Genomic DNA, 26,201 nt, shown 5'->3' on the forward strand with positions numbered 1-26,201 from the left:
GTGTTGGAGTCTGACATTCCACCCCTGCCCCTCGTCCGCTCTCATGTTGGAGAGCCATCTCTCGGTCGCTGGTGTGCCCCCGATCCGAATCGGCTATCCGAGACCACCTCCACCACCGATTGCTGATTGCCGCTTGTCCAAGTGGCGAACGAGGAGTTCGATGGTACAGAAATCTCTGAGGTATGCTTAGCGACGCAATGGAGACATCGTAGAACTCGAATACGTCGGAGCGGCCCCCGTGAAACGGATGGCGACGCCGAGCGCGTCGCACAGGTGTACCGGCATTCAGACGGTTACCCAGGTAGCGTTCTGCGGGATCTCTCCCAGCTAAAGGAACTTCTCGATGCGACTCGCGCCGAGCGCGGACCGGGGTACACAGCGGCGACATTCGTGTTCCTCGACAAGCTCTCGACGATCGACCTGTATCTGGATGGTGACCCAGACCGAACGATCCACGCTGACCAACCCTCGGATCTCCTCGAGCCGGACAATATGGAGCACCTCGACCAGCCGATGTTCCTGCTCGGACACGGCGTCGAGAGCCCAGCCGACGGCATTCACGGCGACGAAGAGTACCTCTACGTCGTCGAACTCCCGACCCGGAACCCGTTCGAGGGCCCCTCCGAGTGGACCGTCAAGGTGAGTGGTCACTCCGCCTTCCCCCGGTGGGATGGTCCGACCGAGGAAGCCTTCGAGCGGGCCAGCTGGCAGTTCCACGGCCCGCTTGAGCACGCGCTCGAAGAGCTGGTCGCTGAGCCGGCGTGAACGCGTAGCCCGCTCAGATGATGCCGCCGATGATGAGTAGTCCGACCACGAGCAGCAGCGTCGCGACAACGCTTCCCCCGGCCAGCCACTTGTTCTCCATCGCCTTCTCGTGGAGCGGCATGTCGGCGTACTCCTCGCGGAACGCCTCGAGATTCTCCTGGTCGTAGAAGTACTTCGTCTTCAGCGCGAACCGTTCCGTCACCGCACAGCCCGTACAGATCGGCTCACCTTCCAGCCGCTCCATTTTGATGTGACTGGAGCAGGCGATGGCCCCGCAGTTCGAACAATAGGTGTACGTCTCATCGATGCCGCTCGTGTCACAGTGGACGCACCGATGGATGCCGTCCTCGGCTGTTACTCTGGACGGGCCTGCCGCGTAGTACTCGTAGGGGTAGGTGTACGCTTGGATGTCGGTGGTGTGCCGAACCTCGGGGAGGTATACGGGCTCGATCGACTGCACGGAGATGTCCGAACGATTCGGCTCGCAAGTCTTGTGGTACGTGACGTTGTTGTCGCCGGTGTAGGTCACCGTCGTCATGTGGTGCTGCTGGAGGCGCTCGACGGCCCACTCCTTGTACTCCGTCTGAGTCTGTCCGAACCGGCGCTCCTCGACGTCGTCGAACACCTCTCCGAACTGCTCGGCGTCGAGGTCGACCGTCGCGTGGAGATTCTCGGTGACCAGCGTCCCGACGTCCTCGTCGACGACCTGCGGCTGCCCGCGTTCGGCGTGGGCAACGAATCGCGTCCGGTCGTTGATCCGGTGGATGACGCCCACCGACGTCTCGAAGACGGCGTTCGTGTCCGCGGTGACCGCGACCACTGGGCGGAACGTCACCGATGAGTGCGGTTCTGGAAGGTCGGCGGCTTCGATGTTCTCAATATCGCGAAACGCCTCTTCGACGGGTGCGTCGACGTCGGCGGCCGGGTCGTAGGGACGTAGCGTCTCGTCGCAGAGTATCTCGATGCGCCCGTTGTAGAGGTCGAGGCCGATCTCGTCGGCGATCTCCCGGAGGTCCTCGCCATCGAGCAGCTCGATTGGATGTGGGTCGTCGTTCTGCTGGAGGCGGTCGGCGTACTCCTGAGCAGGGTTCGTAAACCGGCCGGTCGTGGCGACCATTCCGCGTTTCGGGCCGTCGAAGTCGAACGTCGCGATCGCCGAGTGGAGCTTCTGGACGACCGGCCGCCCGACCGTCCCCGTGTGCTTGCACTCGACAATTATCGCACGCCGGGTCCCGTCGACGACCTCCTCCATGATGACGTCGCGACCCTCGTCAGCCGTCTTCTCGGCCTGACGGACGTTCTCGTAGCCGAGGTTGCGAAACACGTCTTCGATCACGTCCTCGAACTCGAACCCCGAGAGATCGTCCAGTACAGCCATCCCGATATACCTGGACAGTGCGTTGCAACTGTCAAATACGTTGTCGAACGCAGCCCGACCTGTTTTTTGAACCCCCGAGAGGGGTGCGGGGGTGATCGAACGAACCTCCCGCGAACCAACCTATGAGTGGAATCAGCGACCCACGCTCGCATGGACAGTCACGGGTCTCGGATGATGGCGACACCGTCTATGTCGGCTACCGTCGTCGAGGCTGCGCCATCGTCGAGAACCAATCGGATCAAGAACAGCTCACGCCGGAGCGGAGTCTCGCGCTGGTGAACCACAGTCCCTCGGGGTTCGAATGGGGGTATGGTGGCAGTGGTCCGGCACAGCTCGCGCTCGCACTCCTGCTCGATTACACGGGCGACGAGGCGTTCGCCCTCGATCACTACCAGGAGTTCAAAGACGAGGTCGTAAGCCAACTCGAATGTACAGGTCCCGACGGATGCTGGCGCCTCACCGGGAGTGACATCGACGCAGTCCTTCACGAAACATCCGGAGAGCCGGTCGTACCGTCCATCTAAGCACCAATCCCCGAGAGTAATCCATGTCAGAACACAACCAGACGTCTCGTTCGAATAGCGAATCGACCGAAGCCAGTGAACAGCGGACACGAACGGAATACGTCGAACGCAGTGATGTCGGCGTCTCCCTCACCGTGAAGCTCAAACGGGGAACCGGTACCAGAGATCAAGACGAAGTTATCGCGAAGGCGAAAGGCAAGACCCTCGAAGACGCCCGCAAGGACATGGAAATCCTCAGAGAGTACATCCACGATCTCGCTGAGGACACCCGTCAGATTCAGCCGGAAGAAGGCGGGTAGCGGAGAGCGCTGTTTTTTCGCGCCTCGACAGGACTGGAGGCGATCATCTGTGACCAATCCTGATGGACAATCGACTGACGCTAACGAGCTTTCACCAGAGCAACGGCTCGAAGCCCCGAATACGCGACTCATCAACGCCGGCATCGTGACGATCAACGATATGGAGACGCTACGAGCCTGCGTCGCCTACGAAAACGCGAATCAGCAGCGCGTCCAGATCCTGCGCCGGCTCGAACATCGGGCCAGCGAAATCCGCGCAGAAGACGGTTGACCCAACACCCGGAGGTTTCTGGTGGAGCCTCGGCGGGTGGGGCTCCAGTCAGATGAGCGATCGCTCCGAAATCGAGATTCAGCGACAGACCGCCTTCGGTGACGATGGCCAGCTCGAAGTGACCGAATCGAGCGTCGAGACCTCACTCGAGAACTTCGGTGCCGACGTTGATCACCGCGACCGGGATTCACGGCTTGGTCGCCCCAGGGCGAGTGAGTTCGGCGTCGACGACCGACCCGAAGTTGAGCAAACATCGGAGGGTGATCAGTCGACCCTCTTCCCGATACAGACGAAGACCAGCAGACCCTCGCTGGTAATGATGGGGTTGGCCGCTGTCTCTTCGAAGAATAAACTGCCCCTGTTGATTAGTTATCCGCCGAAATGTTATAGTCTGAACTATAATAGTCTGAGTTCTAACTTTGAAGCGACGCTGAGGGCCTAATAGCCGGTGGTGGTTTTTCGACCCCCAGCAGGGGTGCGGGGAATCCGAACGCCCGCATTCAACCGATGGAGACGGATCCGACCACCGACCCACGAATGGTAGTACAGGATACGAGTGAGTGGTGCCAAGCGAACGCAGACCGCGTTGAGTACGTCGGGATGCGCGTCGACGGGACGCCAGTAGTGCTGAACCTCACCGACCACGAGCGCCTCACTCCGGATCGAAGTCTCGATCTCGTGCGCCATAGCCCGGCGGGATTCGACTGGGGCTATACGGGGAGCGGCCCGGCGCAACTCGCCTGTGCGCTCCTCCTCGATTACACCGACAACGAAACCGTCGTCCAGCAACACTACATCCAGTTCCGAAACGAGGTGGTCAGTCAGTTGGCGTGCGACGGCCCAGCCGACTGCTGGCACCTCACTGGAAGCGATATCGAAGCAGCACTCGCCGAATTCGAAGCGCACCACGCACTCACACCGGATGGCGGGGGATCGTCGCCATCGCTACCGGCGAACTGGAGCGTCGTGAGTCGAGCAGATCGGACGGTCTTCCAGCGCCGAGACATCGACCACTACGTCGTCCTCGGCGACGGGAGCGAGGAGTGGTTGATCATCCTCTGCGCGCAGGGTGACCGAGCGTATCCCGCCCCGCTTGACCATCGAACGCTTCCGGTCGAAAACGACCCTGCCTCTGCCGTTCAGGAACTCGTCACTGAGAGTAACGACCTCGTCGAGCCGGAGGGAGACACTTGATGGAGAAATTCCGACTTTCGCGAGCCACGCACCGACTCATCGAACGCGCCGCCAAGGCGTTGGAGTGCATCGGCCGAGAACGCGAGCGATACAATGACCGGCACGAGCGAACAGCGGGAGAAGACACAGACGAGATGAGTCCCCGTGAATTATGACCGGCGAAGCGACGCTCGACGATTTTGAGGCCGAGACACCATGCGGAGAATCCAGCTCGCTCACGCTGGAAGAGCGACTCCTCGCCCCGATCTCCCCGTCCATCGGTCTGCGGGTGATTCCGGGTCGAGGCGATCCGGTCTATCTCCAAAATCGGGGAAGAGAGCGGTATCTCTTCCGCGACGACCACGATCGGTGGTTCATTCTCCAACCGTCGGCGAAAGACTCTGAAGAGGGGTTCGTCCGCTGGGTGTATCTCCCAGCAGACCAGCCCGAGCGGCTGGCGCGGTCGGCGCTTCGTCAACAGACGGTGAGCGGCTATGACTACGTCCGGCGGTCGGTTGCACCAGACCCAATCAGATCAACGGTGACGGCGATGTTCGTCACAGAACGCTGGCCCGAGACGATCTACGAATGTGGGTCATGTGAGGCGCTGTTCGATACGGCACGAGAGCACGCCCTCCATTGCTGGGATGTTCATCCCTGGGTGCCGAATCCAGAGCAGGTACGCCGGCGGCGTCAGCCCAACGAGTGAGTTGGATAATCCTTGGCAGGTATCGGAGCCGTCCAGATAATTAACCAACAAAGTGCGGTCTGGGGTTTAATGTGGGTTAATGGTGGACTGCGACTCCGTTTATTGCCCCTCTGAGAGGGTGCAGGGCGGCCGGATTCGCCCTCGCAGGCCACATTCATGTCGCTCGATATCAGCCCCAGCAGCAGCACTGAACGTGAGATTTCCGCTGCCAGACAAGCCGACAGCGTGGCGTTCCTTCATCGAGCGCCGTTCGCTCTGGATGCCTACAGGCTCGGCTACCTACCTGGGTTCCGAGAGGACTGCGGATATCAGCAGGCCCAGTTCAAGCATCTGAACATTCCCGTCGGGATGTTGGATAACGACTTTCGGAATCCCGATCTGGATCGATACGTCGCCCGGTTTTTCGAACACGAAGCCAAGGTCGGCGTAATTGGAGACGTGTACGACCCCGACGACGTCGATAGGTACGTGGCCGCTGCGCGTGAGATCCAGGCGAGCTATCCCGATACAGACCTCGTCATCGTCCCCAAGTGCCGCAAGGTGATCGGCATGATTCCCGACGACCTTGTGCTCGGCTACTCACGGGGGTATGCCGACCGATTGGCCCACGAGTTCTCCGAGCCGACCGACTGGCGGGGCCGTCGTGTTCATATCCTCGGTGGAAGCCCGCCGAAACAACTCGACGTCATCGAGCAGCTGACCCGACCGACGCTCACAGACGACCCACCGGCCGACATTGTTGGTCTCGACTGGAACGGTCTACATCGCGGGGCACAGTTCGGGGAATTCTGGACGGCAGATGGTTGGGACGACAGCGGTCGCGACACCGACCACGTTACGGTTCGCAAGACGGTCCGCCACAGTCTCGCCCGTCTCAAGGAATTCTGGCAGGCTCAAGATGTTTGGCCCGAATCGACACCACAGGACGACTCCTTAGAGATCGAGTATGAGGGACCATCGCCGGGGGATCTCGATGGTGCTGCGTGTACCGAATGCGAAGCGAACGTCTGGACGACTCAGCGCGGTCCATTCGTCGCCGAGTATGATACCGGCGCAGTCTGTGGATACTGCAGTTACGACTGCTACTTTGCCCACCGCCATCGAAATAACCTTGAGGAAGTCGCCAGCGAGCAGAGCGTCTACCTCCCGCCGGCGTGACGCAGTGAGCTGTTTTTCGCGCCCTCCAGAGAGGGCGAGGGCTCGATCCAGAGGGTCCTCAGAGATGGTGATTTTCCGTGAGTCAACAACAGCGTCCGAACGATGTCTCGATTGACGACATTCCAGTCGACGTATCGAACACCCAATCAGGCGAGGTCGATCCCGCTGAGGTACCCGAGGAGATCCGGTCGATCACTCGTGGACTCGCGAGCGAGCAGCCGCCGACGAATCCGCTCGTCGTCCTGAAGGCCGCCCGCTGGTGGTATATACATGGCAAGGGCGGAACCGATCCTGCGTTCCAGTGGGCCATCGAGTGGGCACGACACCTCGCGGCGGACACGCCGAGCGATGTCGACCAGTTCAACGCGTTCCTCGAGTATCTCGTCACGGTCGGCTTCGCTGACGAGAAGACAGCGCTTCGATAACCGATCCCCCATTCACACTGCGGGGTGTTTGACCGGAGACTATCTCGAACAGAAACGAGTCTGACCGCAACCTGTTCAGATAGAAGAACATTCACTTAGAATTGGTAGCACACAACGTCATCTCCACCACAGGTCGGACACGTTTCGGCGTCCTCGGAAAGGGTCGTTCCGCAGTGTCGGCACTCATACAGGGTAGACGGGCTGGACGTGCGAGTACCAACGACCCCGCGGAACGTTTCGACGAGACCCATTCTCTCGGTGATTGTGTCGCACTGGTTGTTAATCCCAGCGTCCGATAGCAACCCCGGCATAAACCCCGCAGTCGCGCCGTCGTTTATTGTGCGCCCCCGAGGGGTGCGGCGCGTCCTGACTTCTCGGAGACGTCGTCGTACTCGATGTGATGCAATCCATGCTGACAACCAGTGAGTCGGAGGTCTCGTTCGAGGAGACCGACACCCGACACGACGAGATGCACAGTACCATCGAAGACTGGATCGACGAGCTCATTGCAGACGTCGATGAGGCAAAAGCCAGCCAACAGTTCCAGGAGTGGCTCGATGTCCAGTCCCGATTCCACGACTACTCCCATCGCAACACCCTCCTAATCAAGCTCCAGTGCCCCGAGGCAACGAAGGTCGCCGGCTACAACACCTGGCGAAATGGGTTCGACCGGCACGTCCAGGAAGGCGAACAGGCGATCTGGATCTGGGCACCCATTATTACGAAGCAGTGCCCTGAGTGCGAGAACTCACCGAGCTACCACGAGCAAAGCGACTGTGACTATGACGAGACACCGCCAGAGGAATGGTCGAAAGGACTGGTTGGATTCAAACCAACGGCAGTCTTCGATGTGTCTCAGACCGAGGGCGAACCGCTCCCCGAGCTGGAAACCGAGGCAGCTGGTGACGCCGACGACCTGGTGCCAGCGCTCCTTGATGCGGCACCTACTCTCGATATCGACGTCCGTGTCGTCGACGCTGCCGAGTGGGAGCATGGCGACGCGGAAGGCGTCTGCAAACACCGGACTCTCCACGAGGGCCAGCCAGTCGTCGAAGCGAAAGCCCGCTCAAATCAGGCCGATCTCGCGGTGACATTGGTTCACGAGTACGCCCACGCGCTGCTTCATTTCGATGGCGACGACGAGCCCGAGCGCGCAAAACGCGAGGTCGAAGCGGAAGCCGTTGCGTACATCGTCGGGCGGTATTTCAACCTGGATACGAGCGGGTCAGCGTTCTATCTTGCCGCGTGGCAGGACGACGATGCGGAGAGCATTCAGGAGCGTCTCGGTCGGATCAGTTCGACCGCTCAAGAGATCATCGGGACGATCTCCGAAGGCTGAACACGCCTTCTCCGGCTGTTAACCAACGCCGGGGATGCTTTGTCCACACTGTTGGTTAATTCGGCCGGCGTCCGACCCCGTGTGTTTCGATCGGTCCCGAGACATACCACTGACGGTCGATATTATCGTTCAGAATCGATTCGGCGCTGCTGGTCACGAAGGAACTCAACGACGGCATCGATATCCTGTTCGGGAACCGTTTGCTGTTCGAAGACTCCTTTGAATGCATCTTCGAAATCCTCCGACGTGAGGCGGTTAAGGACAGTCTCGATGCGACCAGCGAGCTTCTCGGACTCCCCGCGATGCAGATGAGTCGCGATCCGGTCGAAATCCGCGCCAGCAGCCAGCACTACCAGATCCCGGGAGTCTGCCTTGCGGCCACTATGAAGTTTCACGGCAAACAGCAACTCCCGTTCCGGGATCCTGGCTGTTACCGGGCGCCCGGTTCGCAGTTCCTCGGTGACAGAGTGTTGGGCCAGATAGCGATACGACCACTCAGCTTCCGTCTGGCGACAGCCCAGCGCGTCCACCATCGCGTCGAACCGAACCGGATTCCCGATATCTTTCGTAAACCGGATAGTCCGGCCCTCGTAGAGCTCGTTTCGCTCGACATCGGCCGTTTTCTCGTAGCCGCGGTCGGTGAGAAGGTCCGTGTAGTCGTCGACCGCTTGGGCCGGAATGACGACGTCGACGTCCGTGGTGAAGCGTTGATTGAACGCCGCGATCGCCCACCCACCGACGAGCACGTACGGCAGGTCAGCGTCAATGACGGCCTCCAGGGTGTCCAGCAATTCATCTTCGCGTTCACCGAGACTCATGCATTGAGACGCGGGTCCTCGTGGGACGCGTCGATATCGCGGTCATATTCATCGGCGATCATCTCCAACGCCGGCTCGTAGTTCACCCGGTACTCCAACATGTGCTCGATTGCCTCGTCCAACGGAATAACCGGATTGCCGTCAACCCACTCGCGAGTGATCTCCCCACTCGTCGGGAACAACACGTACGAGACGGTCGCGTCGTAGTCGGCCGCATCCGGCCGCTCTTCGATCCGGCTCGGAATCCCGAACTCATCAAAGAACGCCGTCCACTGCTCGACATCCCGGTCGGCGACCTGGATGAAGATCGGATAGTCGTCGTGGCCGCGGGCGATCTGATAGCCGCCGTGGGTCCAGACGTAGACGCCGTCGATTTTCGTGTACGCAAAGGGCATCCCGGCGAAGTGCGGAATGACGTAGCCGTCGTCGATCGAGGGAGGAACCGAGCGGGAAATAGCGGCGACGAGATCGTAGTAGCGATCCCTGACAGCGTGATTCTCGATGTAGACGCCGTCCTCGCGCCGGATGAAGCCTGCGTCCTCCAACCGCTCGATCCAGTCGTAGACCCAGGAGTAGGAGCCGTCGATCTTCTGGGCGATTCGACGGATCGAGTCGCCCGGCTGGGCCGCAACCATGATCTTCGCCGCGGTCTCGTCGACGTACTCCATCATCGATAGTTATCGGTATCGCATCTAACGGTATTAGTCTTGTCCCCTGTATTCCCTATGAAGTTATCGCTATACAGATACACTATTCTTGGCTCTGGTAGTCCGATCCGGCTCAGCATTCGAGCAGAGATGAATTAACCAACAGAGGAGACGGTTGATCGCTATTCGTTGGTTAAGTTTTTCAGCGCCCGCCGAGGGGCGGAGGCGCACTCCCGTCTCCACCGACCCATGACCGACCGATATCTAATGACCGTTCTCGACGAGGCAGAGCGAGTCGCAGAGCACCACGAGCAGGTCGCCCAATCTTCAGACAATCCGAATCACGAGTATCTCCGGTACGCCGTCCTTCGGCTGCTCGAAGACGAGGGTGACGAGACATCGGTGGAGATACCGCAGATCGACGGCGTGACCGTCGGATACGGGGAAGATAAAGCGATGTACGAGAGTTGGGATGACGACGTCGAGTGGTGGGAGTTGGTTCCGCCGCAGGCGGATTGTACTCGCTTCCGGATGTTCTACCCCGACGAGCACGAGGCTGTTCCGCGAGTCATCGTCGACGTGATGGCAGCACTCGGGGCGTGGCGTGTCTGGACTGGGAGCGCTGCCGCCTGTGGCTCCTACGATCATCGCGAGCGGCGGGAAGTCCACTATCTGTGGCCGGAGGGGCATCCGGTCGAAACCCTACTTGTGGATCGTCTCCAGGACCCCGAGGCTGCGGTTGCCCCAGACGGCGGCCGCTCCGGCGACGTGCGCGATCGGATGGTCGTCACGGAGCACTCTCCCCAGTCCGACGACCTCGAGCCGCGAACCAGCCGTGCCGTCGACGAATCGATGTCCGTCTCGCTGCTCGAAAAGGGTGGCCGCTATGAGGTCCGATCGGCGTCCGGAAACTGGTACGAAGTCGACGTGATCAGCGAGTCGTGTACGTGTCCAGACTGGCGGAAGCGTACGCCCGAGGGCGGGTGTAAACACCTCCGGCGAGTCGATTATGAGATCAAGCAGGGACGGGTCCCCCGGCCTGATGGGCGCCTCCCCTCAAAGTCGTAGCGTCACTGGTCCACATGTAGTCTCACTACTGCAAGAGTCACACAGGGCGAGACGAAGGAAACAACTGACTGAGATACTTGCCGAGGAAAACCGAGCCGATCACGATGACAGCCCCACCGACGAGCATGGCGATCCAGACCACCCCCAGTCGATGTGATTCGGCTGGTGCCAGATCAAACGTCGAACTGACGCCAATCGTGAGGCCGAACGTGACGCCCACACCGATTACGAACGGGAAACTCCACGCCAAGCTGGTGGTCACAAGAGCATCCACCCGGGTTAGCTCGGTCGTCTGGTGGAGGTAGATGCCGACTGCGGCGAGCGGCACGAAGACGATCGCCAAGAATAGGGCAGCGAGGAGGACTGCTTCATCGTACATCGCCAGCACGCCAAACCCAGCAACCAGAAGGACGCCGCCGAGCACGGCAATCGAGACGTATTTGAGCAGTTGGGGGACAGTCCCTGTCCGTCGTCGAAACCCGACCACTCCGACCAATACTAGGGTGAGGACCGCAGCCAGTCCTAGGAGGATCGCCAAGAGCGCCAACCCGAAGAAGCCGGCTCCCAACCCATTCGACATTAGCTATCGGTTTTAGCCCCCGAACTGTAAATCATCGGCCGCGTTGACAGCGAGCGGGAGAAGTCGAATCTGAACAGATTTAACCAACAAAACTATGATTCTACCACCAGTGTTGGTTAACACAGATCGGCCCATGTCCTACGAACCCCCGACGCCGCCAGCGGAACTCCCCACCGACGTCATCGACACGCTCAACGACTATTCGCCAGAATTACTCCGAGACGTTGCCCACTATGCCGAGGACCTCTCAGAGTATCGCGAGCGCGAGGCCCGTCTTTCCGAAGCAGAGGAGGAAGACGAGAACGACGAGCGTCCCGATGACCTCCCGGATGATGTCCCGACGAAGGCGACAATCACGATCAAGAAGATCAACGACAACCGCTACTACTACTGGCAGTGGCGGGAAGGAGACCGCGTCACGTCAAAGTACAAATCCCCAGTGAATCCGGACGAGTAGACGAGATAGTACTTCAGTCGGATGGCCAGTTGTTCGGAATGACACCGCGTCTGCGAAGTGAAAGACGCGAAGCGTTTCGCTCAAATGAGCATCGGTTTGCTGCGAATTGATAGAACCGACTGTCTGTATCGGTAGCATCGTTAATACAGGAGGCCAGATATCGAGATTTCTGAACTCGATTGAAAGGTTAAGGAGACGCACCCCTATCGACTTGTTCAACAAAACCACCTGCATGCGGAGAGTCACCTCTATCGATTTGTTCAGTGGGAAGTCGTCCACGGAAGACCAGTATTGAACCACTGGAGCGGAAATGCCGAAATTGAGTATAGAGCCGCCCCTATATGTGATCGGATGCATCTATCGTGAACGTGTCGGTAGGACCACACACCCACCCCTATCGATTTGTTCTGGCGAGAAAGGGTGGGGAGGGGAGAGTTGATCACGAGGAACCGGCAAGGAAATGACACTTCAGGGTGAGGTCCTTCGGCTGTATCGGTCTTTATTAACTTGATTACTACTGGATTCGATAGAAGGGAGTGGAGTCAAACAAATCGATAGGGGAGAGGGTAGAGTAGTTTATTTGGTAAACAGAGGGGATACAAGACGTCCGGCTATGGTGCCTACAAAATACCCGAAACCGCTCTTGTTCTTCTGATTTCTCGATCATTGTTTATATACTCAATTAGGAGAGAAATAGAGGAGAGGATGTAATTAGAACAAGTCGATAGAGGTGCGTTCTACTAGCTAGCTAGTAGCTAGAACTAGAAAGAAGAGAAGAAGAAGATGAAAGCAGCTCTCAATCCCATGCTAATCGTGACGTAGATGGGGCGATAGTCCGTTCGGGAATTCTCTCACCCCACCCCTCCTTTGTGGTTAGAACAAATCGATAGGGGTGAGAGGGTGTTCGAGAGTTCTCCTGGATCGACCGAGAAGGGTTCCTAACAAATCGTCGGAGGTCGCGGAGGATAACGGTGTAACCCTCTGATATACCTGTTCTGAACGTCATACCGGTAGAAAAGAAATCGACAGGGGAATCTTTTAGTATCCTGATAGAGTGGGGTTCGGTATGCCCACGGATCCTGGTCCCGAGGAGACCCCCGAGTCCACGGGTTCTATCAAAGATCTCATTCTCGAGCAGGAAGAAGCCGCGAGTCTCATCAAGAACCGGTCACTCCTCGAACCGAACGAGATCGTCGACGAGGAACGTATCGTCGGTCGTGACACCCAGCTCACCGATATCACTCAGCACCTCCGCGTCGCGATTAGTAACGAGCGGCCACCGAACCTTCTCCTCTATGGCCCCTCCGGGACCGGGAAATCGCTCATCATCAACGCCGTCTGTCAGAATATCATCGAGCTCTGCGAAAGTCGTGATATCCGGTTTGGCGTCATCCAGATGAACTGCCAGAACGTGGGAACCCTCGGCGCAGCCGTCTACGAACTGGCACGAAAGGTATCGAACGATATTGGAACGACTGTCGACGTCCCAGAGCATGGGGTTCCAAACAAGAAAAAATGGCGCGAACTCTACCGTCTCATCAACGAACACTACGACACAGTCGTGTTCATCCTCGATGAACTCGACATGCTCGTCGGTCGTCGCGACAAGGACGAGCCAGCCTTCTCCCGCCTTCTCTATCAGCTCTCTCGTGCTGGAAGCACCGACGAGATCACCGCCCAGGTCTCCGTAACCGCGATCACGAACGACACGAAAATGATGGAGAGCGTGGGAAGTCGCGCTCTCAGTTCGTTCACCCCCGAAGACGTTCATTTCAGTGACTACGACGCCAACCAACTCCGAGAAATCCTCCGGGCTCGGGAGGACGCTTTTCACGAGGATGCACTCAGCGACGATGTCATTCCCCTCGCAGCGGCATTCGCCGCCCAAACCAACGGAGACGCACGGAAGGCGATCGACCTGATGCGAACAGCGGGGTCGATCGCAGAAAAAACAGGTGCCGATAAAGTTCGTGAGGAGCACGTTCGACAAGCCCAAGATAAGGTCGAGAAGAACCGCGTGTTAGAGGTGACTCGTGGGATTAGTACGCAAAAGAAGCTCTGTCTGTTCGCGACTGCAGCTGTGGCACGCGAGACTGGAACTGGTGCAGCGAGAAGCCCGATCGGATATCGGGTGTATCAGTACTTGACGGGCACCTTGGATTCGGATCAGTATCACCAGGAGACGTACGTGAATAAGATGAAAGAACTCACGACGTATTCGTTGGTCGAGACAGAACGGAAGAGTCAGGGGCCACATTCGGGCAGCTATCTCGAGTTCACGTTTGGTGAGAACCCGGAGACAATTATCGAGACGCTTCGGGAAGATTCGCGACTTGATGACGTCCACGATGACGAACTCCGTACCGTCGTGAATGCACAGCTCAACCAGTAGGCTGTTCCTCGAACAAGTCGATAGGGGTGAGGGTGTTATCGATGACTCAGTTCCATCACTGACAAGAACAAGTCGATAGGGGTGGGTCTACAAATCGTGGTGGCCATTCACACAACAAATCGATAGAGGCGAGTGTCCAAGAGTTCGTGTCACCGATATTCTGCAGTTGTTGTGACACTGAGCTCTTCGAACTGGTCGACCTCGTCGAGGAAGACGACGGAGAGGCCGTCGTCATAGGTAATGCATCCTACGTTTTCGAGACGGTTCACGGCCTGTTTCACCGTCTCCTACGGCGTGTGGTGGGGGGCGACACGGCAGATGGGGTCACCACTCTCGATAGCGAGGATGACCTACGCCGCCGTATCGTCGAGCACCTCGTACATCTAGTAGTTGACAATATTCTGGCAATAGCTAAAAGTATCACCTAACTGTGGGCTTCGATGTGCTCACTGTTCAATCAGAAGGGTGTGGCGATACCGCAAACTGCTCAGCCAATTCAACCACATCGTAGACATGAACCCCGGTTTTGAACCACAACAGCCGATCAGAGGCACCCCCAAACTCCTCACTTGCGCAATCTAGCCGCTCCGAGACAGCCAGCACGAAATTGTCGGCCTCCACCTGTCGGATCTTCTTTAGCTTCCCGTCCAAGTACTCGGGCGTCCAGAAGCCGACAATCTCGAGAATTGCACGCCGACCGTCCGGATGTTCGATCGCGAAGTCGGGGATCATCACCTCGGCACCCAGATCGAAGACATCGTCTTCCCGCACCAACTCCCAGTCCGTATTCGCTCGCTCCCACTTCCGGGTAAGCGTCCGCTCCACGTCGCTATCGAACTGGTCGCCGGCGCTGTAGTGCGAATTGAGGCCCTCCGTGTGGTCGAGCGCGAACTGTCGGGTCCCGCCGGTCGTCTCGTCGACGAGGATCTCGGCAGTCATCTCCCACCGGTCACAGAGTGGTAACGCCGGCAGGAAGTTCGCCAGCCGGATTCCATACTTCTGCGATTGCGAGAACAGCGACGCCGGGCCGTCCAGTACGGCCTCGTAGCCGGCGGCTTGGTCCGTGCTCGCGACGCGCTCACCATCAGCGTCGATCGGATAGATCCGATGCATCAACCCGAACAGCTTCACGTAGCTGAACACCGTCCCGAAATGGTCCCACACCCGAATCCGCATTTCTGTGGCGTCGTAGAGCACCGCCTGGGCGAGCGCGAGGTTGTAGCGCGTCAACAGCCAGTCAACGGTGAGATCCGTATGTTCGTAGGCCTCGTCGCTGCTGCCGGTCAGGTTTGTCGTCGAGGTCGACGTATCGTCCTCACTGGCGTACTGGTCGGCTGTCCGCGTACCGATCCGGACGAGTCGCTTGTTGTCCTCCAAATCGGCGTACATCCCTCGATAGCACTCCTTGAGCGACACCCCGAGGTCGTCGGCGACCGCGCTGTACACCTCCAGTTTCTGTGTGTCCTCGCCGAGCGTCGGTTGGCGGACGATCGGATAGCGCTCGTTGGCTTTCTCGAAGAGTCGCCGGCGAATCTCCCGTGGGTCGACGGCGGCCATGACCTCGAACTCACACTCGTCTTTGAGGAGCTTCGCGAGCCCCTGGACGATCTTGTAGTCGGTATCCGCGACGGTCAGCTCGTCAATCGCGTCCTCGAGGTCACCTTTTGGTTCGTCGAGATGGGCTTCGAACAGGTGGATGAGTTCCCGGGCCGTCTCCCGGTAGCGCTCCTCGTCGGGATCGATGAACAGCGGGGTGACCGTCTCGTCGGTCGTGCGCGACCGCGCGAGATCAGCCGTCAGCACTGGCACTCACCCCCTCCCGGCGGCGCTGGGAGACGTACGTCTCCATCGTGTCCTCGGTGATAATTTCGTAGAGACGAGCCGGCTGGCGGTCGTCCGTGGGTCGCAGGATACGGCCGAGCCTCTGGGCGTACTGACGTTTCGAGGCGCTCCCCGAGAGGATGATACCGACGTTCGCCGCCGGGACGTCGATCCCCTCGTCGAGGACTTGGGACGTCACGAGCATCGAGTAGTCGCCCGTGCGGAACCGCTCCAGAATCTCGGTGCGTTCGTCCGTCTTTGTCTGGTGGGTGATACAGGGGACGATGAACTCCTGGGAGATGTCGTAGGCGAAGTCGTTGTTAGCGGTGAAGATGATCGCGCGGTCGTCGTGATGGCGCTTGATGAGATTATCGAGCGTGTCGAGCTTCTTCTCTGCTGTTCGGGCGATCCGCTCGGCGCGTTGCTTGGCGATGAGCGCCCGCCGACCCTGCGGGTCGTAGGAGGTGCGCTTGAGGAATTCCGCGTAGCCTTCCTCTTTCCAGAGGTCGAATTCGTGGCTATCGACGTAATCACGATAGATCTGGTACTCTTCGTCGTACGTCTCCCGTTCGTCAGCCGTGAGCTCGACCGACATGTGGATCGTCTCGTACTCGCTGAGGTATTCGCCGGCGAGTTCGTCGACGTCCTCCCGATAGACAACGGGGCCGAGGAGGTCCTCGAGGAGTTCGTGCTTGCCGTCGGGCCGCTCGTAGGTCGCCGTGAGGCCAAGGCGATACGGCGCGATCATCATCTCGGGGATCTGCCGGTAGGTCGGTGCTGGCAGGTGGTGTTCCTCGTCGACGACAAGTAGGCCGAACTGATCGCCGTACTCGTTGACGTAGCGGTAGGCGCTGTCGTAGGTGGTGACTGTGATCGCGGTGACGTCGTGGCTGCCGCCCCCGAGGACGCCGACCGGCTCGGCGAGTTGGTCGCCGAAGGCGTTGGTGAGCGTGGCGTGCCACTGGTTCATCAGGTCGATCGTCGGCGTCACGACGAGCGCACTGACGCCGGCGTCGGCAATGGCCTGGAGTCCGAGAAAAGTCTTCCCGCTGCCCGTCGGGAGGACGACACTCCCCCGTCGGTCGTGGTCGATCCAGGCGTCGAGGGCGGCCTGCTGGTAGTCACGTGGTTCGATGTGGAGCGCCGGCGTGAGGACGAGATCGGGATAGGTTCGGGCGGCGTCTTCGAGGGCGTGAGCGAAGCCGTCTTGCAACGTTGCCTGCTCGTTTCCGTCCGTCCACGCGCCGGCCCATTCGAGGAGCGATCGATATCGATACGCTTGGGCGCGGTACTCGTCGACGCGGTCATCCCACTCCGCAAAGGGCACATCGTCGGGGGGATCTTGGAGCAGGAGCGTCCCGTCGTCGAATTCGATTCGCATTCAGTATCGGGACAGAGGTCCCCGACCGGATTCAATATGTGGGTTGTCCGGGATCTAGTGAAGCACGTCTCTGTCCTTCTGTGGTTGAGGTTTTCTATCGAGGGCCAACGGTTGTTAGCGGTTGAGCCAGTACTGCCAGTCTGCGATCGCTTGTTCCGTGTTACTACTGGCTTCGACAGGCTCCAGTTGCTCCAGTGGCACGCCAAGCTCCCTTCTCATCCACTCTATCGTCACGAACATCTGGCTGAGAGTCGGGTCTGTCGGGGACATTCCAACCACGCGAACCGTTTCGCCTTCCTCTAGTGGTGACTCCTCTCGCTCGGTGACACAGCACGCTTCGAACGGGAAGTCCAGCGTATCGCCCAGATAGGCGTACCATCCCCACGCCTGTTCTTCAGGGCTGTAGTTGTCGACGATGATCCGCATCTTGATGCGCTCTTCCCGCTCTTCGTCCTTCTCGGCCCGTGTCATGCTGACCAATACTCATCCCGCCTTCAAGTGCTCGGGGTGGCCGAAACCACCTATCGACCGATGCAGGTCGCACTCAATCCTGGCCGTAGAACAGATCCGAGTTGCTGAACGAATTAACCAACGAACCCCCGATGAATCTGTTTACTGTTGGTTAAGATGGAGGATAGGATTGTCCGATGACGAACGTCGACGGCTCACGGCGTGCATCAGTCGACAAAGACCGCCTATTCCTCTTGTGACTCGGACGTGTCCATATTAGCCAATCGACGTTCGAGTACGTCGATTCGGTCAGAGACGGTCGATGGCTGTTCGAGGGGATCTTCGGCGTTTAGCGCCTGTTCGTACAATGTCAAGGCGCGTTCCAGCTCGTCAGCTGTTGGCTCGTCAGCTCCCTCCCGCCAGTAGCTATCTGCGAGTTTCTTGTACGCCCAGGGATCTTCGGGATAGTCTCGAATGAGCTTCTCGAACTCGTTTCTGCTCTCGGTCACCCGTCCCAGCTCTGTCAGCGAGTCAGCGACAAAGTGGCGGAAGTCAAGAAGAAACTCGTCGGATGCATCCGGGAACTGGGTACAGATCTCCCGACAGAATTCGAGGCGTCGTTCGTGATAGGTCGGGTCGTCCGCTGCCAGGGTGGCAAGGTCGTTGTCGAGTGATCGCAGGAACGCTTCCAGGGAGAGCACATCCGGGAGGTGATCGTCAGCCGCCTCGATTGTCGTAATGTCGTCCGGCGTGACGGCGACGATGATCTTCCAGGCACTCAGCCACTGTTCGCAGGCTTCGGCGTCGTCCCCCTGCTCCCGGAGTTCTCGACCGTCCTGTACCAGGTCGTAAATTCGCTCCTGATAGGGGAGATCGGGTGCCCACCGACTCCAGAGGACTTCAGCTGCCATCCAGATGAAATCCTGATCGTACCCCGACGCGTCGACGTCGTGGTCGTCCTCCCACTGGTCGGCGAGTGCCATCGCCGAGTCAACCGCGGCCGCCCGGTCACGGAACGACGCTTCGGTCGTGTCGATACCGTGCTCGGCAAGCTTGTCCGTGATCTCTCCCGTCGATAGTGCTTGTACGTCATGTAACTCCCACCGCTCATCCGACTGGCGGTCGGTCCCCAGGGACATGTCTACCGCTTCGTCCGTGTCTTGCTGGGCATGGGTGGTATCGTCGTCGCTTTCTTCGAGGTCGTGGTCGTCGATGTACTGCTCAACCCGCTTGGTGTCGATCCGACCGAGTTCGTCGGATTCGTGGTCTTCGTAGAGATGTTTGCGGATACCGGATTCGTCCGCGAAGGATTGCTCGCAGTACGGGCAGTCGGCCATTGGTCGAGTGTTCGAGGAGTCCGGTGAAAAAGTGCGGGGCAACCGTTTGCTCGTGTCTATTGTTGGGGTCGTTTCTCGTCGATGATCGCGGCTGTCTCGGTCGCTGCGAACGGGTCACGTTTTTCGAGGAGGTTCTCGATCTCCTCTGGATCGTACACCTCCTTCACGATGCAGTAATAGCGCGAGGGAGTTCCAAAATCGCAGACCATGCTGAGTCTATCTCCTTCCCAGAGCGTCGCACGTTCGGCAATGTCGGAAACCGTCATCTCGCTTGCGGTCGTGTATGCTGGATCGTTGACCGCAGTGAACTGGTGATCCGGGATGACGTTGAGTGTCGAATCCATGTACTCGTCTTCGAGCCCGTACATCCGAAGATGCAAATCATCGAGCGTCGTGAACCGGCAGACGAGCCTGTCGAGTTCTGTTATGGTTGTTTCGGGCCGGACGACGATGTCGTACCACTCTTCGTGGGCCCGGCCCTTCTGCTTCCATCGCAAGCGATATCCGACTGTCCCGATGCGTTCGCCGACGCCATCGCGTTCGTGCTGTTCTCCTCGCTCAGCGTGTTCTACTACCGCTGTCCAGCAATACGAACATACCTCGTCCGGCGCATCACCTTCGAATGCCCGCTTGTCGAACCCTTTCCAGTTGGCGTAGTCTCGAAGTGTGATGTACTCGCTTGCGGGTGAGCGCGTACTCCGGTCACACAGCTTTTCGCCCGGTAAGTCCTGTCGAGATGTGTACGGCGATCTGTTCGCTGAGTCTGCTTCGAGGTCGACGATGTGGTCGACTGTGCCCACTTGGCTGACTTCGATGACAAATCGATCTGTGGTTGCTGTGTCAGTCATGATCGTCGTTGTGCTATCGATCGTCAAACTCCTCGAGTAACTCTTCCAACATCGGTCGGAGCTTGTACTTTTGAGAGTGTTCATCCCGGAGATCCTGTACGTAGGCCCGCCACTCGTTGAGCTCGCCGGCAGCGTCGGCTGCCTTTCCGGCTGTCGCTAGCCAGTCTACGGCGTGTCGATACTGCTGTGATTTCCCTTCCTCGATGATCGGTTCGGCCTGGGCTTTGCAGGCGTCGATCGTCCACTCCGGGCGCTCCTCGAAGACGGCGTCGGCGACCGGTTCGACCACTATGTCGTCCGAAAACCGGTCCGCGATGGCGATGGCCTCGTCGTATCGCTCCGCGTACAGGAATATCTCGACATGTCGTTGCGCATTTCGCTTGGTCGTGTCTCGGTTCGCAAGCGATCCCAGTATCTCCTCGCGAACAGCCGGCCAGTCTTCACCAGCGAGTTCTTCTGTCGCCTGGTAGGCCGCGAGTGTGGGTGCGGCTTCGAACGCGGTGACGGCCGCCTCTAGCGCCACCTCTGGTTCGTCCAAGTCGCCGGCTCTGTCGCGGAGCCACTCGGCCAGATCTGCCTTCCCGTTGTCGTCCAAGGACAATCCGTGCTGGGCTATCCCCAGCGCTGCCTGTGGTCGGTCGTATTCTCGGAGTACTCTGGCCAGCGTGAGTGCGTTGTCGGGCGCGTGCAGGTTCTGCTGGCCATACTCGATCGCCTCGTCGATACGGCCCTCCTCGATGAGCATCGTCGCGTACGCGTCGATTTGCTCGGTGGCGGCCGCTAGAGCAAGATACTCGTCGACGCGGTTCTGTCGTTCGAGGACGTTGAGTCTGGCTTTGACGACGTTCTCGGCGTACCACGGCGGGTTATCGTCCCAGAGGGTAGTGTACCTACTGTCTGCTCTCATCTCTCGCTGGACTACGTCGAGGGCGACGCTGTACGGTGGTCGGTCCGTATAGCTCTCCATCTCACGCTGCCACGTTCGCAGTCTCGCCTTCCAGTCATCGCGTTCGGCGTCGGAGAGATCAGCCGTGAGTAGTGCCTCGGCCAGCGCGGTGTCGACCTCATCAAAAAACTCGAAAATGGCCTGTGAATCGTCGTACGAGAGCGCAAGCCATGCTTCGTTCATCAGCTCATCTGCGAGTGGTTCGAGAACATCTAGGGCCGCCTTGCCGTCATCTGCTTCGATGGCTGCCCATGCTTGATCGAGTAGGTCGCCAAGCTTCTTGACGTCGGTTTCGACTGCTGTATACGGATCCTGCGTTCGGCCTCCACGTTCCTTCGGGGGCTGGAGGACATACTGAACTTGCTGTCGAATCGAGTCCCGATTTATGTCTGGGCTCTGGTCACGGGAGTCGTCAACAGTAGCGTCCGATTGGGCTGTCTTGAGCCGCGATTCGATCCACTCTCCGAGGTCGGGCTGGCGTTCGACGAGATCAACGAGGAGGTCTCGGAGCTCGGCTGGATCTGCGTCGGCGACCTGTTCGGAGATAGGTGGGCGCTGGTTAACCTCGTCGGGATTGCGGCTGTACGTCAGGAGGACGGCCACACGATGCTTACAGATTCCTCCCTGATCGTACGGACAGGAACACGCCGTGTCCACGACGCCAGTCTCATCCAGATTGATTTGGACCTGATAGGGCTCGTACTGACTGCCGTCGACCGACGCTCGCAACTGGTCGCCCCGACGCGTGATGTCACGGACAGCCCCCTGATCGTAGTAGTTCTCGCCTCGATCGTATGACTGCGGTCGAGCGAGGGTGCGGATCGCTGCCTCGGTAATCGTCGGTGCCTGTGCCATCGGCTCCTCTTCCGTCTCGCTTCTACGATGTCGCTCGATAGAAAAGGCTAGGAATCGTGCTCGCCGATAGCCTCCCACAGTGGGCGGAATTCAGGATTCAGTGCGAACTGCATCGGTTGGTGCCAGTAGCTCATCGAGGAACGCTGTGACGAGATCATCCGGGTCGCGAGGAAGGCCGTCCGGTGGCTCTTCCCAGAGTTCGACTGTAAATTCCCGCGCTGCCGTTGCCCGTCCTTCACTGGCGATAACCATCAGAATCGCGTGCTGATAGATCACGATCGTTCGCTGGTCGTCGACATCGAGATACTCGATTGCGGCCGCCTCGAGTGCTGCTGGGATATCCACCGGCACGTTCAGCGTGCAATGCTGGACCGGCTCATCCTCATCCGTCATAGCCGATTTACCATCCGTTCGTACAAGTATGCGCCGACGGCGTGACTCTGACCGTTCACCCGTTTCGTTGCTGATGCGTGGTCATGCGTATTGACGGCATGATAGGGCGGATTGTGGTGAGTGGGTCGCTATCGGGATGTCCGCCAGTATGACGAGCTTCTGCCGACAGCTCTGTCCACCCTGCAATCTGGACGAACTGGGGATTTTAAGCTCTCAGCAGCGAGAGTATAGATATGTCGTTCAGTGAGAACTGGCACACGCTCCTCGAAGCGGCCGAGGAGCGTTCTCCAGAGGCCACTCTCATTACACCGCTTTCACACACCAAGTTTCGTATTACCGACATACAGGAATTCCGCGTCATCATCGAAATTCTGGACTCGGACGATTCTCAGCCGCTCCAGCGCGACCAGTTCGAAACGCTCTATCGACGCGTTCAGGATGCGGGTGGCGGCTTTGAGCTTGACCGGCTTCCCCCGGATGCCGAACCCTATGCTGCCGTGCTAACGCTTCATCCGCAATTCGAGATAGACGAGGACGCTGGGATCCTCGTTGAATCGGACGCCTCGACTGCCACTCAGGTGATTGGTGAGGGATCTACCAAGAATGACGATAGAACTGAGCCGGATGTCGGCGTGTCTGCTGATGCGCTCCTGTTGATCGATGAATTAGAACGCCACGATCCGACCAGCATGGATACCCCGGATACGGAGGCACTCATCGACCTTTATACGCTGCTCTCGGACGTGCAACGTGGCGCGAACGACCTTCGGAAAGACATCGCCGACACCCTCCTTGATCGAGTCGATCACGACCAGCCAGTTCATGCCCAGTACGGCTCTGTCCAGCGAACTTCGCGCCGGTCGAAGTCACTGAAAGACGACACGGAGGTCCTCGCTGCGTTGGAGGACGCCGGTATCGATCGGGATCGTGTCCTCGGCGTAGACCCGGACAAGGTTGATGATGCACTTGAGGTGACTGACCTCCACGAGCAGGACGTCTACGACATCGATGAGCGGGCGTACGTCAGGAAAGCCGACGTCAACGAGGACGTGAAAGAGACGCGATTGCAGGGATTGAAGGACCGACTCGCGGCCACTGAAAGCGAGGAGGCAGACGTACTCCGAAGCGAGATCGAAGACTTGGAAGATCGAATCGACGAACTCACGAGCTTTCGCACTGGCTCCGAGGTGCAATAAGAATGGGTATCGCTGTCGGGTGACTCTCGCAGCAGATCCGGCGACGTAGTCTTCCCGGGCTGATCGCGAGTCCGATCAGTCCAGACGGTCGAGCGATCCATAGAGCTCCTCGTTCTGAATGTGGGTACAGAACTGTGCACAGAGCCGACAGCAGTCCGCGGCATCGGTGAACGTCCGAACACTGGCGTCCCAGCGCGCGTGGACGGCGCCAAGCATCGCACTTCGAACCGATGGTTCGGTCGCGACCATAACCCGTCGCGCACGCGTTGGTGGCGTTGCATCGGCTGCCGGCCCCTGCATTCCAGCTGTCGACAGAAGATCTTCGAGGACGCTCCCGATCTCGATCCCAACACCGAGGTTGTCGCCGACCTGTGGAGCGATAAAGATCGTTGCATTACTCGCCTGCGCAAAGGCGAGACTCTGTGTGGCGGCATCCATATCGTCGAGCGGAATCCCGACGTCGATTGCGAGAAAGGCATTAAACCCGCGGTCGCGGAGGCAGTCCCGCGTTTCCTGCAGGAGCCGCAAGACCTCGTCTTCGGCGTACTCGCCGCTGGTCTCGTCCCACGTCGCAAATGACGGGGCATCGGTTTCGACATCGGCGTCCGCCGGCAGCAGCGCGTCCACGTCGAATGTCCGGTATGGCCCCATCAGATAGACGAGAAACTGTTCCCGCTGGACTGGGGCGAGCGCATCTGAATCACCGGCGGCACGGGGGAGATTGTCGATAATCCGTTGCCGCATTCAACTCGTCGGTTCGAAACGGTAGTATATAAATATCGGTGCTTTCAAGAATATTCTAGTCGAGAACGACTAAGTACGTGGCGTCCCAACGTAGAACCTGAGGCACCCCCAAATGTCCGAAACTGATCGCCAACCAACGGAGGAGGTTCGCCAGCCGGAGCCGCCGCTTCCCGAGGATAGCGGGCTGACGCTCGAGGAATATCTCGCTATGCAACAGGCGATCGGCCACCCGACGCGGTTCCGAATCCTCCGCACGCTCGTCGCCAACGACGAACTGAGTGCTGCCGATCTCAAGGCCACGGTCGATGTCGAATCCCACAATTTTCACTACCACCTCGACGAACTGGTCGATGTCGGGCTTGTCGACAAGCGCCAGCGACGGACCGCCGACAGCCAGGGCTTCTATACGTACTATCGGCCGACCGCAATGGGCCGCGGCATCCTTGAGCACGGTGTCGAGGAACTGATGCGCCGTGAACGCGAGTTCAACGACGCTTATTCGTAAGCTGTCGTAGGGTTTTTTCTGTCTCGATCGATGATCCAGTTACCCTCTCGGATATCGATGCCGGAAAATCCTCACATCATTCGAGATTCTGTGAATCAGTGACTCACTGATCGCCGTCTTGTTTGGCGAGTTCGCGAATCTTCTCCTTCGTTTCCTCCTGGTGCTCGCCAAAGGCCACCTCGAAAACCCCGCGGTAGAAGTGCTTGTTTTTCTCCAGCGTGATGTCCTCCCGTTTGAGCTGCTTTTTCAGGCGAGTGAACGTGATCTCGATGTCCTCGCTTTGCTCCGGTTCAACGTATATCGTGGCTGAATCCCAATCTTCGCGGATGTTCAGCGGTTCGTCATCTGTCTCTCCTGCCTCACTGGTCGACGAATCAGTCTCGGTCGTGGATGCGGTTCTCTGCTGATCTGATCGATCCTCGGTCGCTGCCGCAGTTTCACGACCCTGTTCTTCCGATTCCTCTGACGTCTCTGCGGTCTCCTCGTCTGCGACCGCGTCCTCCTCTTCCACCTCGTCTGAAGGATCCTCGAACCGCTCGTCCATTCCCCGGGGCATTCTTACGCCTCCACCTGTGTTTTGTCAAACGCTCGCTCCATCGTCTCCGCAACCTCCAGGAAGAGTTCCCGCTCTACTTGTTGGTCGTTCGCGTCTTCCCATCCGAAAATATCTCGTCCGTTGTCCCACGCACGCTGGATTGCTACTCGCATCGGGAGTTTGAAAATCGGTGCCATCGACGCGAAGGACTCGTCGAAGGAGCTGAGGAATTTCTGTGACTGACCGTCGTCCCGGTACATATTCGCCAGGAGTCCGACGATTGCGATCTCGATCTGCTGGTTGTCCTCGATGGACTCCAGCTGGTCCCACAGATCGTCAAGTGCATCCCGTGATGTTGCTTGGGTCTGTGCAGCCAGGAAAACGTTCTGAGCCGCGATGAAGGCCGCGTCCGTCAGGACTGAGAGGTCGGGAGGACAATCGACTACGATAAAATCGTAGTTGTATCCGTCGTCAACCATCTCTTCGAGGGCGAGTTTCAGTGAGAGACGGGCATTTGCATCATCCATCCAATCTCGAGCAAGGCCCATGTCCTTGTGACTGGGAATCAAGTCGAAGTTCAGATGGTCGTACTCGTCGGCTTCGATCACGATCTCTGAGAGACTAGTATCGTGCGTGCGCGGGTTGTCGACGAGTACGTCGAGCAGGTTCTCGTCATCGGTGACTAGTGTGTTAGGGAGTTCGTTCTTCGGGCTTGATGGATCGTTGTCGTCGCCCGGACCCAGTCCAAGCCCTTTCGTCATATCGGCTTGTGGGTCCATATCGATTGCAAGAACATCGTGGTCGCGAGTGGCCAGCGCCGCGGCACTGTTGATCGTCGCGGTTGTCTTTCCCGTCCCGCCTTTCTGGTTGCCGAAGGCGATCGTGGGGATACCAGTCGATGGTGTGACGCCCCATCCACGAGGTGTCTCGGTCATAGTTCGATCATTGAATCAATGACTCATAAATCCATGTCAGACACTCAGTTGTATCTCTCCCAATGCGATTCTGTCGAATATGGGCGTTTGAGGGGCTAAGGGCTATGATTGCCTCCTTCCCGAGCACTGTCTTTGAATCATTGACTCACAGACTCAATGATTCATAACGTCAGGACTTCACTGATTCATTGATTCAGTGATTTCGAGATGCGAATCTGGTGTTCCTGAATCCTCAACTCAATGCTTCGGGTG

Annotated in this window: 28 protein-coding genes and 2 pseudogenes; 15 read left to right on the plus strand and 15 right to left on the minus strand. The window is 58.7% G+C overall.

Annotated elements, in window-relative coordinates:
* The first annotated feature begins 219 nt into the window (after nt 1–219).
* Nucleotides 220–765 carry a hypothetical protein gene (locus ACOZ4O_RS01400; protein WP_247010806.1) on the plus strand — a complete coding sequence of 182 codons (546 nt, stop codon included), beginning with the start codon at nt 220–222 and terminating at the stop codon, nt 763–765.
* A 13-nt stretch (nt 766–778) separates the two neighbouring features.
* On the opposite strand, the gene ACOZ4O_RS01405 is transcribed toward ACOZ4O_RS01400, so the two are convergent.
* A complete protein-coding gene (locus ACOZ4O_RS01405; protein ID WP_424523537.1) occupies nt 779–2,143 on the minus strand; it encodes a restriction endonuclease in 1,365 nt (454 codons plus the stop codon).
* A gap of 122 nt (nt 2,144–2,265) precedes the next feature.
* Here ACOZ4O_RS01405 and ACOZ4O_RS01410 point away from each other — a divergent pair, with 122 nt between their 5' ends.
* From ACOZ4O_RS01410 to ACOZ4O_RS01450, 9 genes and pseudogenes are all read left to right on the plus strand, one after another.
* Nucleotides 2,266–2,667: a DUF6166 domain-containing protein gene (locus ACOZ4O_RS01410; protein WP_424523538.1), complete on the plus strand. Its 402-nt coding sequence runs from the start codon at nt 2,266–2,268 to the stop codon at nt 2,665–2,667.
* 23 nt (nt 2,668–2,690) lie between these two features.
* On the plus strand, nt 2,691–2,966 hold the full coding sequence (locus ACOZ4O_RS01415) for a DUF7389 domain-containing protein (RefSeq protein WP_424523539.1): 276 nt from the start codon (nt 2,691–2,693) through the stop codon (nt 2,964–2,966).
* A gap of 49 nt (nt 2,967–3,015) precedes the next feature.
* Nucleotides 3,016–3,237 carry a hypothetical protein gene (locus tag ACOZ4O_RS01420; protein WP_321168183.1) on the plus strand — a complete coding sequence of 74 codons (222 nt, stop codon included), beginning with the start codon at nt 3,016–3,018 and terminating at the stop codon, nt 3,235–3,237.
* Between the two features lie 52 nt (nt 3,238–3,289).
* Nucleotides 3,290–3,588, plus strand: a pseudogene (locus ACOZ4O_RS01425) (hypothetical protein).
* A 156-nt stretch (nt 3,589–3,744) separates the two neighbouring features.
* Nucleotides 3,745–4,431 (plus strand): DUF6166 domain-containing protein, encoded by a 687-nt coding sequence (locus ACOZ4O_RS01430; protein ID WP_424523540.1) that lies wholly within the window; start codon nt 3,745–3,747, stop codon nt 4,429–4,431.
* 151 nt (nt 4,432–4,582) lie between these two features.
* Nucleotides 4,583–5,119 (plus strand): hypothetical protein, encoded by a 537-nt coding sequence (locus ACOZ4O_RS01435; protein WP_424523541.1) that lies wholly within the window; start codon nt 4,583–4,585, stop codon nt 5,117–5,119.
* A gap of 156 nt (nt 5,120–5,275) precedes the next feature.
* A complete protein-coding gene (locus tag ACOZ4O_RS01440; RefSeq protein WP_424523542.1) occupies nt 5,276–6,277 on the plus strand; it encodes a DUF6610 family protein in 1,002 nt (333 codons plus the stop codon).
* Nucleotides 6,278–6,354: 77 nt separating this feature from the next.
* Complete coding sequence (locus ACOZ4O_RS01445) at nt 6,355–6,702, plus strand: hypothetical protein (protein WP_424523543.1); 348 nt, start codon at nt 6,355–6,357, stop codon at nt 6,700–6,702.
* A 409-nt stretch (nt 6,703–7,111) separates the two neighbouring features.
* Nucleotides 7,112–8,041 carry a DUF955 domain-containing protein gene (locus tag ACOZ4O_RS01450; RefSeq protein ID WP_424523568.1) on the plus strand — a complete coding sequence of 310 codons (930 nt, stop codon included), beginning with the start codon at nt 7,112–7,114 and terminating at the stop codon, nt 8,039–8,041.
* 122 nt (nt 8,042–8,163) lie between these two features.
* Here ACOZ4O_RS01450 and ACOZ4O_RS01455 read toward each other — a convergent pair whose 3' ends face one another.
* Nucleotides 8,164–8,859, minus strand: coding sequence for a nucleotidyltransferase domain-containing protein (locus ACOZ4O_RS01455; protein WP_424523544.1), 696 nt, complete (start codon nt 8,857–8,859; stop codon nt 8,164–8,166).
* Entirely contained in the window at nt 8,856–9,527 is a 672-nt protein-coding gene (locus tag ACOZ4O_RS01460; RefSeq protein WP_424523545.1) for a helix-turn-helix domain-containing protein, read from the minus strand. The genes ACOZ4O_RS01455 and ACOZ4O_RS01460 overlap by 4 nt, the downstream gene beginning before the upstream one ends.
* 228 nt (nt 9,528–9,755) lie before the next feature.
* On the opposite strand from ACOZ4O_RS01460, the gene ACOZ4O_RS01465 reads away from it, so the two are divergent.
* Entirely contained in the window at nt 9,756–10,574 is an 819-nt protein-coding gene (locus tag ACOZ4O_RS01465; RefSeq protein ID WP_424523546.1) for a hypothetical protein, read from the plus strand.
* A 37-nt stretch (nt 10,575–10,611) separates the two neighbouring features.
* On the opposite strand, the gene ACOZ4O_RS01470 is transcribed toward ACOZ4O_RS01465, so the two are convergent.
* Complete coding sequence (locus tag ACOZ4O_RS01470; RefSeq protein WP_424523547.1) at nt 10,612–11,154, minus strand: hypothetical protein; 543 nt, start codon at nt 11,152–11,154, stop codon at nt 10,612–10,614.
* 133 nt (nt 11,155–11,287) lie between these two features.
* Between ACOZ4O_RS01470 and ACOZ4O_RS01475 the strand changes: the two genes are divergently transcribed.
* Together ACOZ4O_RS01475 and ACOZ4O_RS01480 are read left to right on the plus strand one after the other, a co-directional pair.
* Complete coding sequence (locus tag ACOZ4O_RS01475; protein ID WP_257300592.1) at nt 11,288–11,611, plus strand: hypothetical protein; 324 nt, start codon at nt 11,288–11,290, stop codon at nt 11,609–11,611.
* 1,066 nt (nt 11,612–12,677) lie between these two features.
* Nucleotides 12,678–14,003, plus strand: coding sequence for an orc1/cdc6 family replication initiation protein (locus tag ACOZ4O_RS01480; RefSeq protein WP_257300593.1), 1,326 nt, complete (start codon nt 12,678–12,680; stop codon nt 14,001–14,003).
* 212 nt (nt 14,004–14,215) lie between these two features.
* On the opposite strand, the pseudogene ACOZ4O_RS01485 reads toward ACOZ4O_RS01480, so the two are convergent.
* The 8 genes and pseudogenes from ACOZ4O_RS01485 to ACOZ4O_RS01520 form a co-directional block, all read right to left on the minus strand.
* Nucleotides 14,216–14,350: pseudogene (locus ACOZ4O_RS01485) on the minus strand (RNA polymerase subunit sigma-70); the annotation flags it as partial.
* Nucleotides 14,351–14,456: 106 nt separating this feature from the next.
* Nucleotides 14,457–15,806, minus strand: a complete 1,350-nt coding sequence (locus ACOZ4O_RS01490; protein WP_257300620.1) for a DUF790 family protein — start codon at nt 15,804–15,806, stop codon at nt 14,457–14,459.
* The gene (locus tag ACOZ4O_RS01495) at nt 15,793–17,205 is read right to left on the minus strand and encodes a DEAD/DEAH box helicase (RefSeq protein WP_424523548.1); all 1,413 of its coding nucleotides are present in this window, start codon (nt 17,203–17,205) and stop codon (nt 15,793–15,795) included. The genes ACOZ4O_RS01490 and ACOZ4O_RS01495 overlap by 14 nt, the downstream gene beginning before the upstream one ends.
* 114 nt (nt 17,206–17,319) lie before the next feature.
* On the minus strand, nt 17,320–17,676 hold the full coding sequence (locus ACOZ4O_RS01500; protein ID WP_424523549.1) for a calcium-binding protein: 357 nt from the start codon (nt 17,674–17,676) through the stop codon (nt 17,320–17,322).
* A 224-nt stretch (nt 17,677–17,900) separates the two neighbouring features.
* Nucleotides 17,901–18,992, minus strand: coding sequence for a tetratricopeptide repeat protein (locus ACOZ4O_RS01505; RefSeq protein ID WP_424523550.1), 1,092 nt, complete (start codon nt 18,990–18,992; stop codon nt 17,901–17,903).
* A gap of 56 nt (nt 18,993–19,048) precedes the next feature.
* The gene (locus ACOZ4O_RS01510; protein WP_257300597.1) at nt 19,049–19,840 is read right to left on the minus strand and encodes a hypothetical protein; all 792 of its coding nucleotides are present in this window, start codon (nt 19,838–19,840) and stop codon (nt 19,049–19,051) included.
* 13 nt (nt 19,841–19,853) lie between these two features.
* Complete coding sequence (locus ACOZ4O_RS01515; protein ID WP_424523551.1) at nt 19,854–21,641, minus strand: SWIM zinc finger family protein; 1,788 nt, start codon at nt 21,639–21,641, stop codon at nt 19,854–19,856.
* A gap of 90 nt (nt 21,642–21,731) precedes the next feature.
* Nucleotides 21,732–22,034: a hypothetical protein gene (locus ACOZ4O_RS01520; RefSeq protein WP_257300599.1), complete on the minus strand. Its 303-nt coding sequence runs from the start codon at nt 22,032–22,034 to the stop codon at nt 21,732–21,734.
* Nucleotides 22,035–22,267: 233 nt separating this feature from the next.
* On the opposite strand from ACOZ4O_RS01520, the gene ACOZ4O_RS01525 reads away from it, so the two are divergent.
* The gene (locus ACOZ4O_RS01525) at nt 22,268–23,230 is read left to right on the plus strand and encodes a hypothetical protein (RefSeq protein ID WP_424523552.1); all 963 of its coding nucleotides are present in this window, start codon (nt 22,268–22,270) and stop codon (nt 23,228–23,230) included.
* A 75-nt stretch (nt 23,231–23,305) separates the two neighbouring features.
* Here ACOZ4O_RS01525 and ACOZ4O_RS01530 read toward each other — a convergent pair whose 3' ends face one another.
* Nucleotides 23,306–23,974 carry a DUF7509 family protein gene (locus ACOZ4O_RS01530; RefSeq protein WP_303647348.1) on the minus strand — a complete coding sequence of 223 codons (669 nt, stop codon included), beginning with the start codon at nt 23,972–23,974 and terminating at the stop codon, nt 23,306–23,308.
* 112 nt (nt 23,975–24,086) lie between these two features.
* On the opposite strand from ACOZ4O_RS01530, the gene ACOZ4O_RS01535 reads away from it, so the two are divergent.
* Nucleotides 24,087–24,479 carry a winged helix-turn-helix domain-containing protein gene (locus tag ACOZ4O_RS01535; protein WP_144262362.1) on the plus strand — a complete coding sequence of 131 codons (393 nt, stop codon included), beginning with the start codon at nt 24,087–24,089 and terminating at the stop codon, nt 24,477–24,479.
* Between the two features lie 103 nt (nt 24,480–24,582).
* On the opposite strand, the gene ACOZ4O_RS01540 is transcribed toward ACOZ4O_RS01535, so the two are convergent.
* Both ACOZ4O_RS01540 and ACOZ4O_RS01545 read right to left on the minus strand, forming a co-directional pair.
* The gene (locus ACOZ4O_RS01540; RefSeq protein WP_363463574.1) at nt 24,583–25,023 is read right to left on the minus strand and encodes a hypothetical protein; all 441 of its coding nucleotides are present in this window, start codon (nt 25,021–25,023) and stop codon (nt 24,583–24,585) included.
* Between the two features lie 14 nt (nt 25,024–25,037).
* On the minus strand, nt 25,038–25,949 hold the full coding sequence (locus ACOZ4O_RS01545) for a ParA family protein (RefSeq protein ID WP_424523553.1): 912 nt from the start codon (nt 25,947–25,949) through the stop codon (nt 25,038–25,040).
* Nucleotides 25,950–26,201: the final 252 nt, after the last annotated feature.

The sequence above is a fragment of the Salarchaeum japonicum genome (genome assembly GCF_049705945.1).
GTDB lineage: Archaea > Halobacteriota > Halobacteria > Halobacteriales > Halobacteriaceae > Salarchaeum > Salarchaeum japonicum_A.

Bases quoted from the DNA above. Each gene is read 5' to 3' on its own strand.
- ACOZ4O_RS01495 (WP_424523548.1), bottom strand. From the start codon at position 17,205: ATGCGAATCGAATTCGACGACGGGACGCTCCTGCTCCAAGATCCCCCC.
- ACOZ4O_RS01535 (WP_144262362.1), top strand. From the start codon at position 24,087: ATGTCCGAAACTGATCGCCAACCAACGGAGGAGGTTCGCCAGCCGGAG.
- ACOZ4O_RS01430 (WP_424523540.1), top strand. From the start codon at position 3,745: ATGGAGACGGATCCGACCACCGACCCACGAATGGTAGTACAGGATACG.
- ACOZ4O_RS01410 (WP_424523538.1), top strand. From the start codon at position 2,266: ATGAGTGGAATCAGCGACCCACGCTCGCATGGACAGTCACGGGTCTCG.
- ACOZ4O_RS01405 (WP_424523537.1), bottom strand. From the start codon at position 2,143: ATGGCTGTACTGGACGATCTCTCGGGGTTCGAGTTCGAGGACGTGATC.
- ACOZ4O_RS01435 (WP_424523541.1), top strand. From the start codon at position 4,583: ATGACCGGCGAAGCGACGCTCGACGATTTTGAGGCCGAGACACCATGC.
- ACOZ4O_RS01505 (WP_424523550.1), bottom strand. From the start codon at position 18,992: ATGGCCGACTGCCCGTACTGCGAGCAATCCTTCGCGGACGAATCCGGT.
- ACOZ4O_RS01480 (WP_257300593.1), top strand. From the start codon at position 12,678: ATGCCCACGGATCCTGGTCCCGAGGAGACCCCCGAGTCCACGGGTTCT.
- ACOZ4O_RS01440 (WP_424523542.1), top strand. From the start codon at position 5,276: ATGTCGCTCGATATCAGCCCCAGCAGCAGCACTGAACGTGAGATTTCC.
- ACOZ4O_RS01530 (WP_303647348.1), bottom strand. From the start codon at position 23,974: ATGCGGCAACGGATTATCGACAATCTCCCCCGTGCCGCCGGTGATTCA.
- ACOZ4O_RS01475 (WP_257300592.1), top strand. From the start codon at position 11,288: ATGTCCTACGAACCCCCGACGCCGCCAGCGGAACTCCCCACCGACGTC.
- ACOZ4O_RS01470 (WP_424523547.1), bottom strand. From the start codon at position 11,154: ATGTCGAATGGGTTGGGAGCCGGCTTCTTCGGGTTGGCGCTCTTGGCG.
- ACOZ4O_RS01520 (WP_257300599.1), bottom strand. From the start codon at position 22,034: ATGACGGATGAGGATGAGCCGGTCCAGCATTGCACGCTGAACGTGCCG.
- ACOZ4O_RS01500 (WP_424523549.1), bottom strand. From the start codon at position 17,676: ATGACACGGGCCGAGAAGGACGAAGAGCGGGAAGAGCGCATCAAGATG.
- ACOZ4O_RS01415 (WP_424523539.1), top strand. From the start codon at position 2,691: ATGTCAGAACACAACCAGACGTCTCGTTCGAATAGCGAATCGACCGAA.
- ACOZ4O_RS01450 (WP_424523568.1), top strand. From the start codon at position 7,112: ATGCTGACAACCAGTGAGTCGGAGGTCTCGTTCGAGGAGACCGACACC.
- ACOZ4O_RS01510 (WP_257300597.1), bottom strand. From the start codon at position 19,840: ATGACTGACACAGCAACCACAGATCGATTTGTCATCGAAGTCAGCCAA.
- ACOZ4O_RS01515 (WP_424523551.1), bottom strand. From the start codon at position 21,641: ATGGCACAGGCACCGACGATTACCGAGGCAGCGATCCGCACCCTCGCT.
- ACOZ4O_RS01545 (WP_424523553.1), bottom strand. From the start codon at position 25,949: ATGACCGAGACACCTCGTGGATGGGGCGTCACACCATCGACTGGTATC.
- ACOZ4O_RS01455 (WP_424523544.1), bottom strand. From the start codon at position 8,859: ATGAGTCTCGGTGAACGCGAAGATGAATTGCTGGACACCCTGGAGGCC.
- ACOZ4O_RS01540 (WP_363463574.1), bottom strand. From the start codon at position 25,023: ATGGACGAGCGGTTCGAGGATCCTTCAGACGAGGTGGAAGAGGAGGAC.
- ACOZ4O_RS01465 (WP_424523546.1), top strand. From the start codon at position 9,756: ATGACCGACCGATATCTAATGACCGTTCTCGACGAGGCAGAGCGAGTC.
- ACOZ4O_RS01460 (WP_424523545.1), bottom strand. From the start codon at position 9,527: ATGGAGTACGTCGACGAGACCGCGGCGAAGATCATGGTTGCGGCCCAG.
- ACOZ4O_RS01525 (WP_424523552.1), top strand. From the start codon at position 22,268: ATGTCGTTCAGTGAGAACTGGCACACGCTCCTCGAAGCGGCCGAGGAG.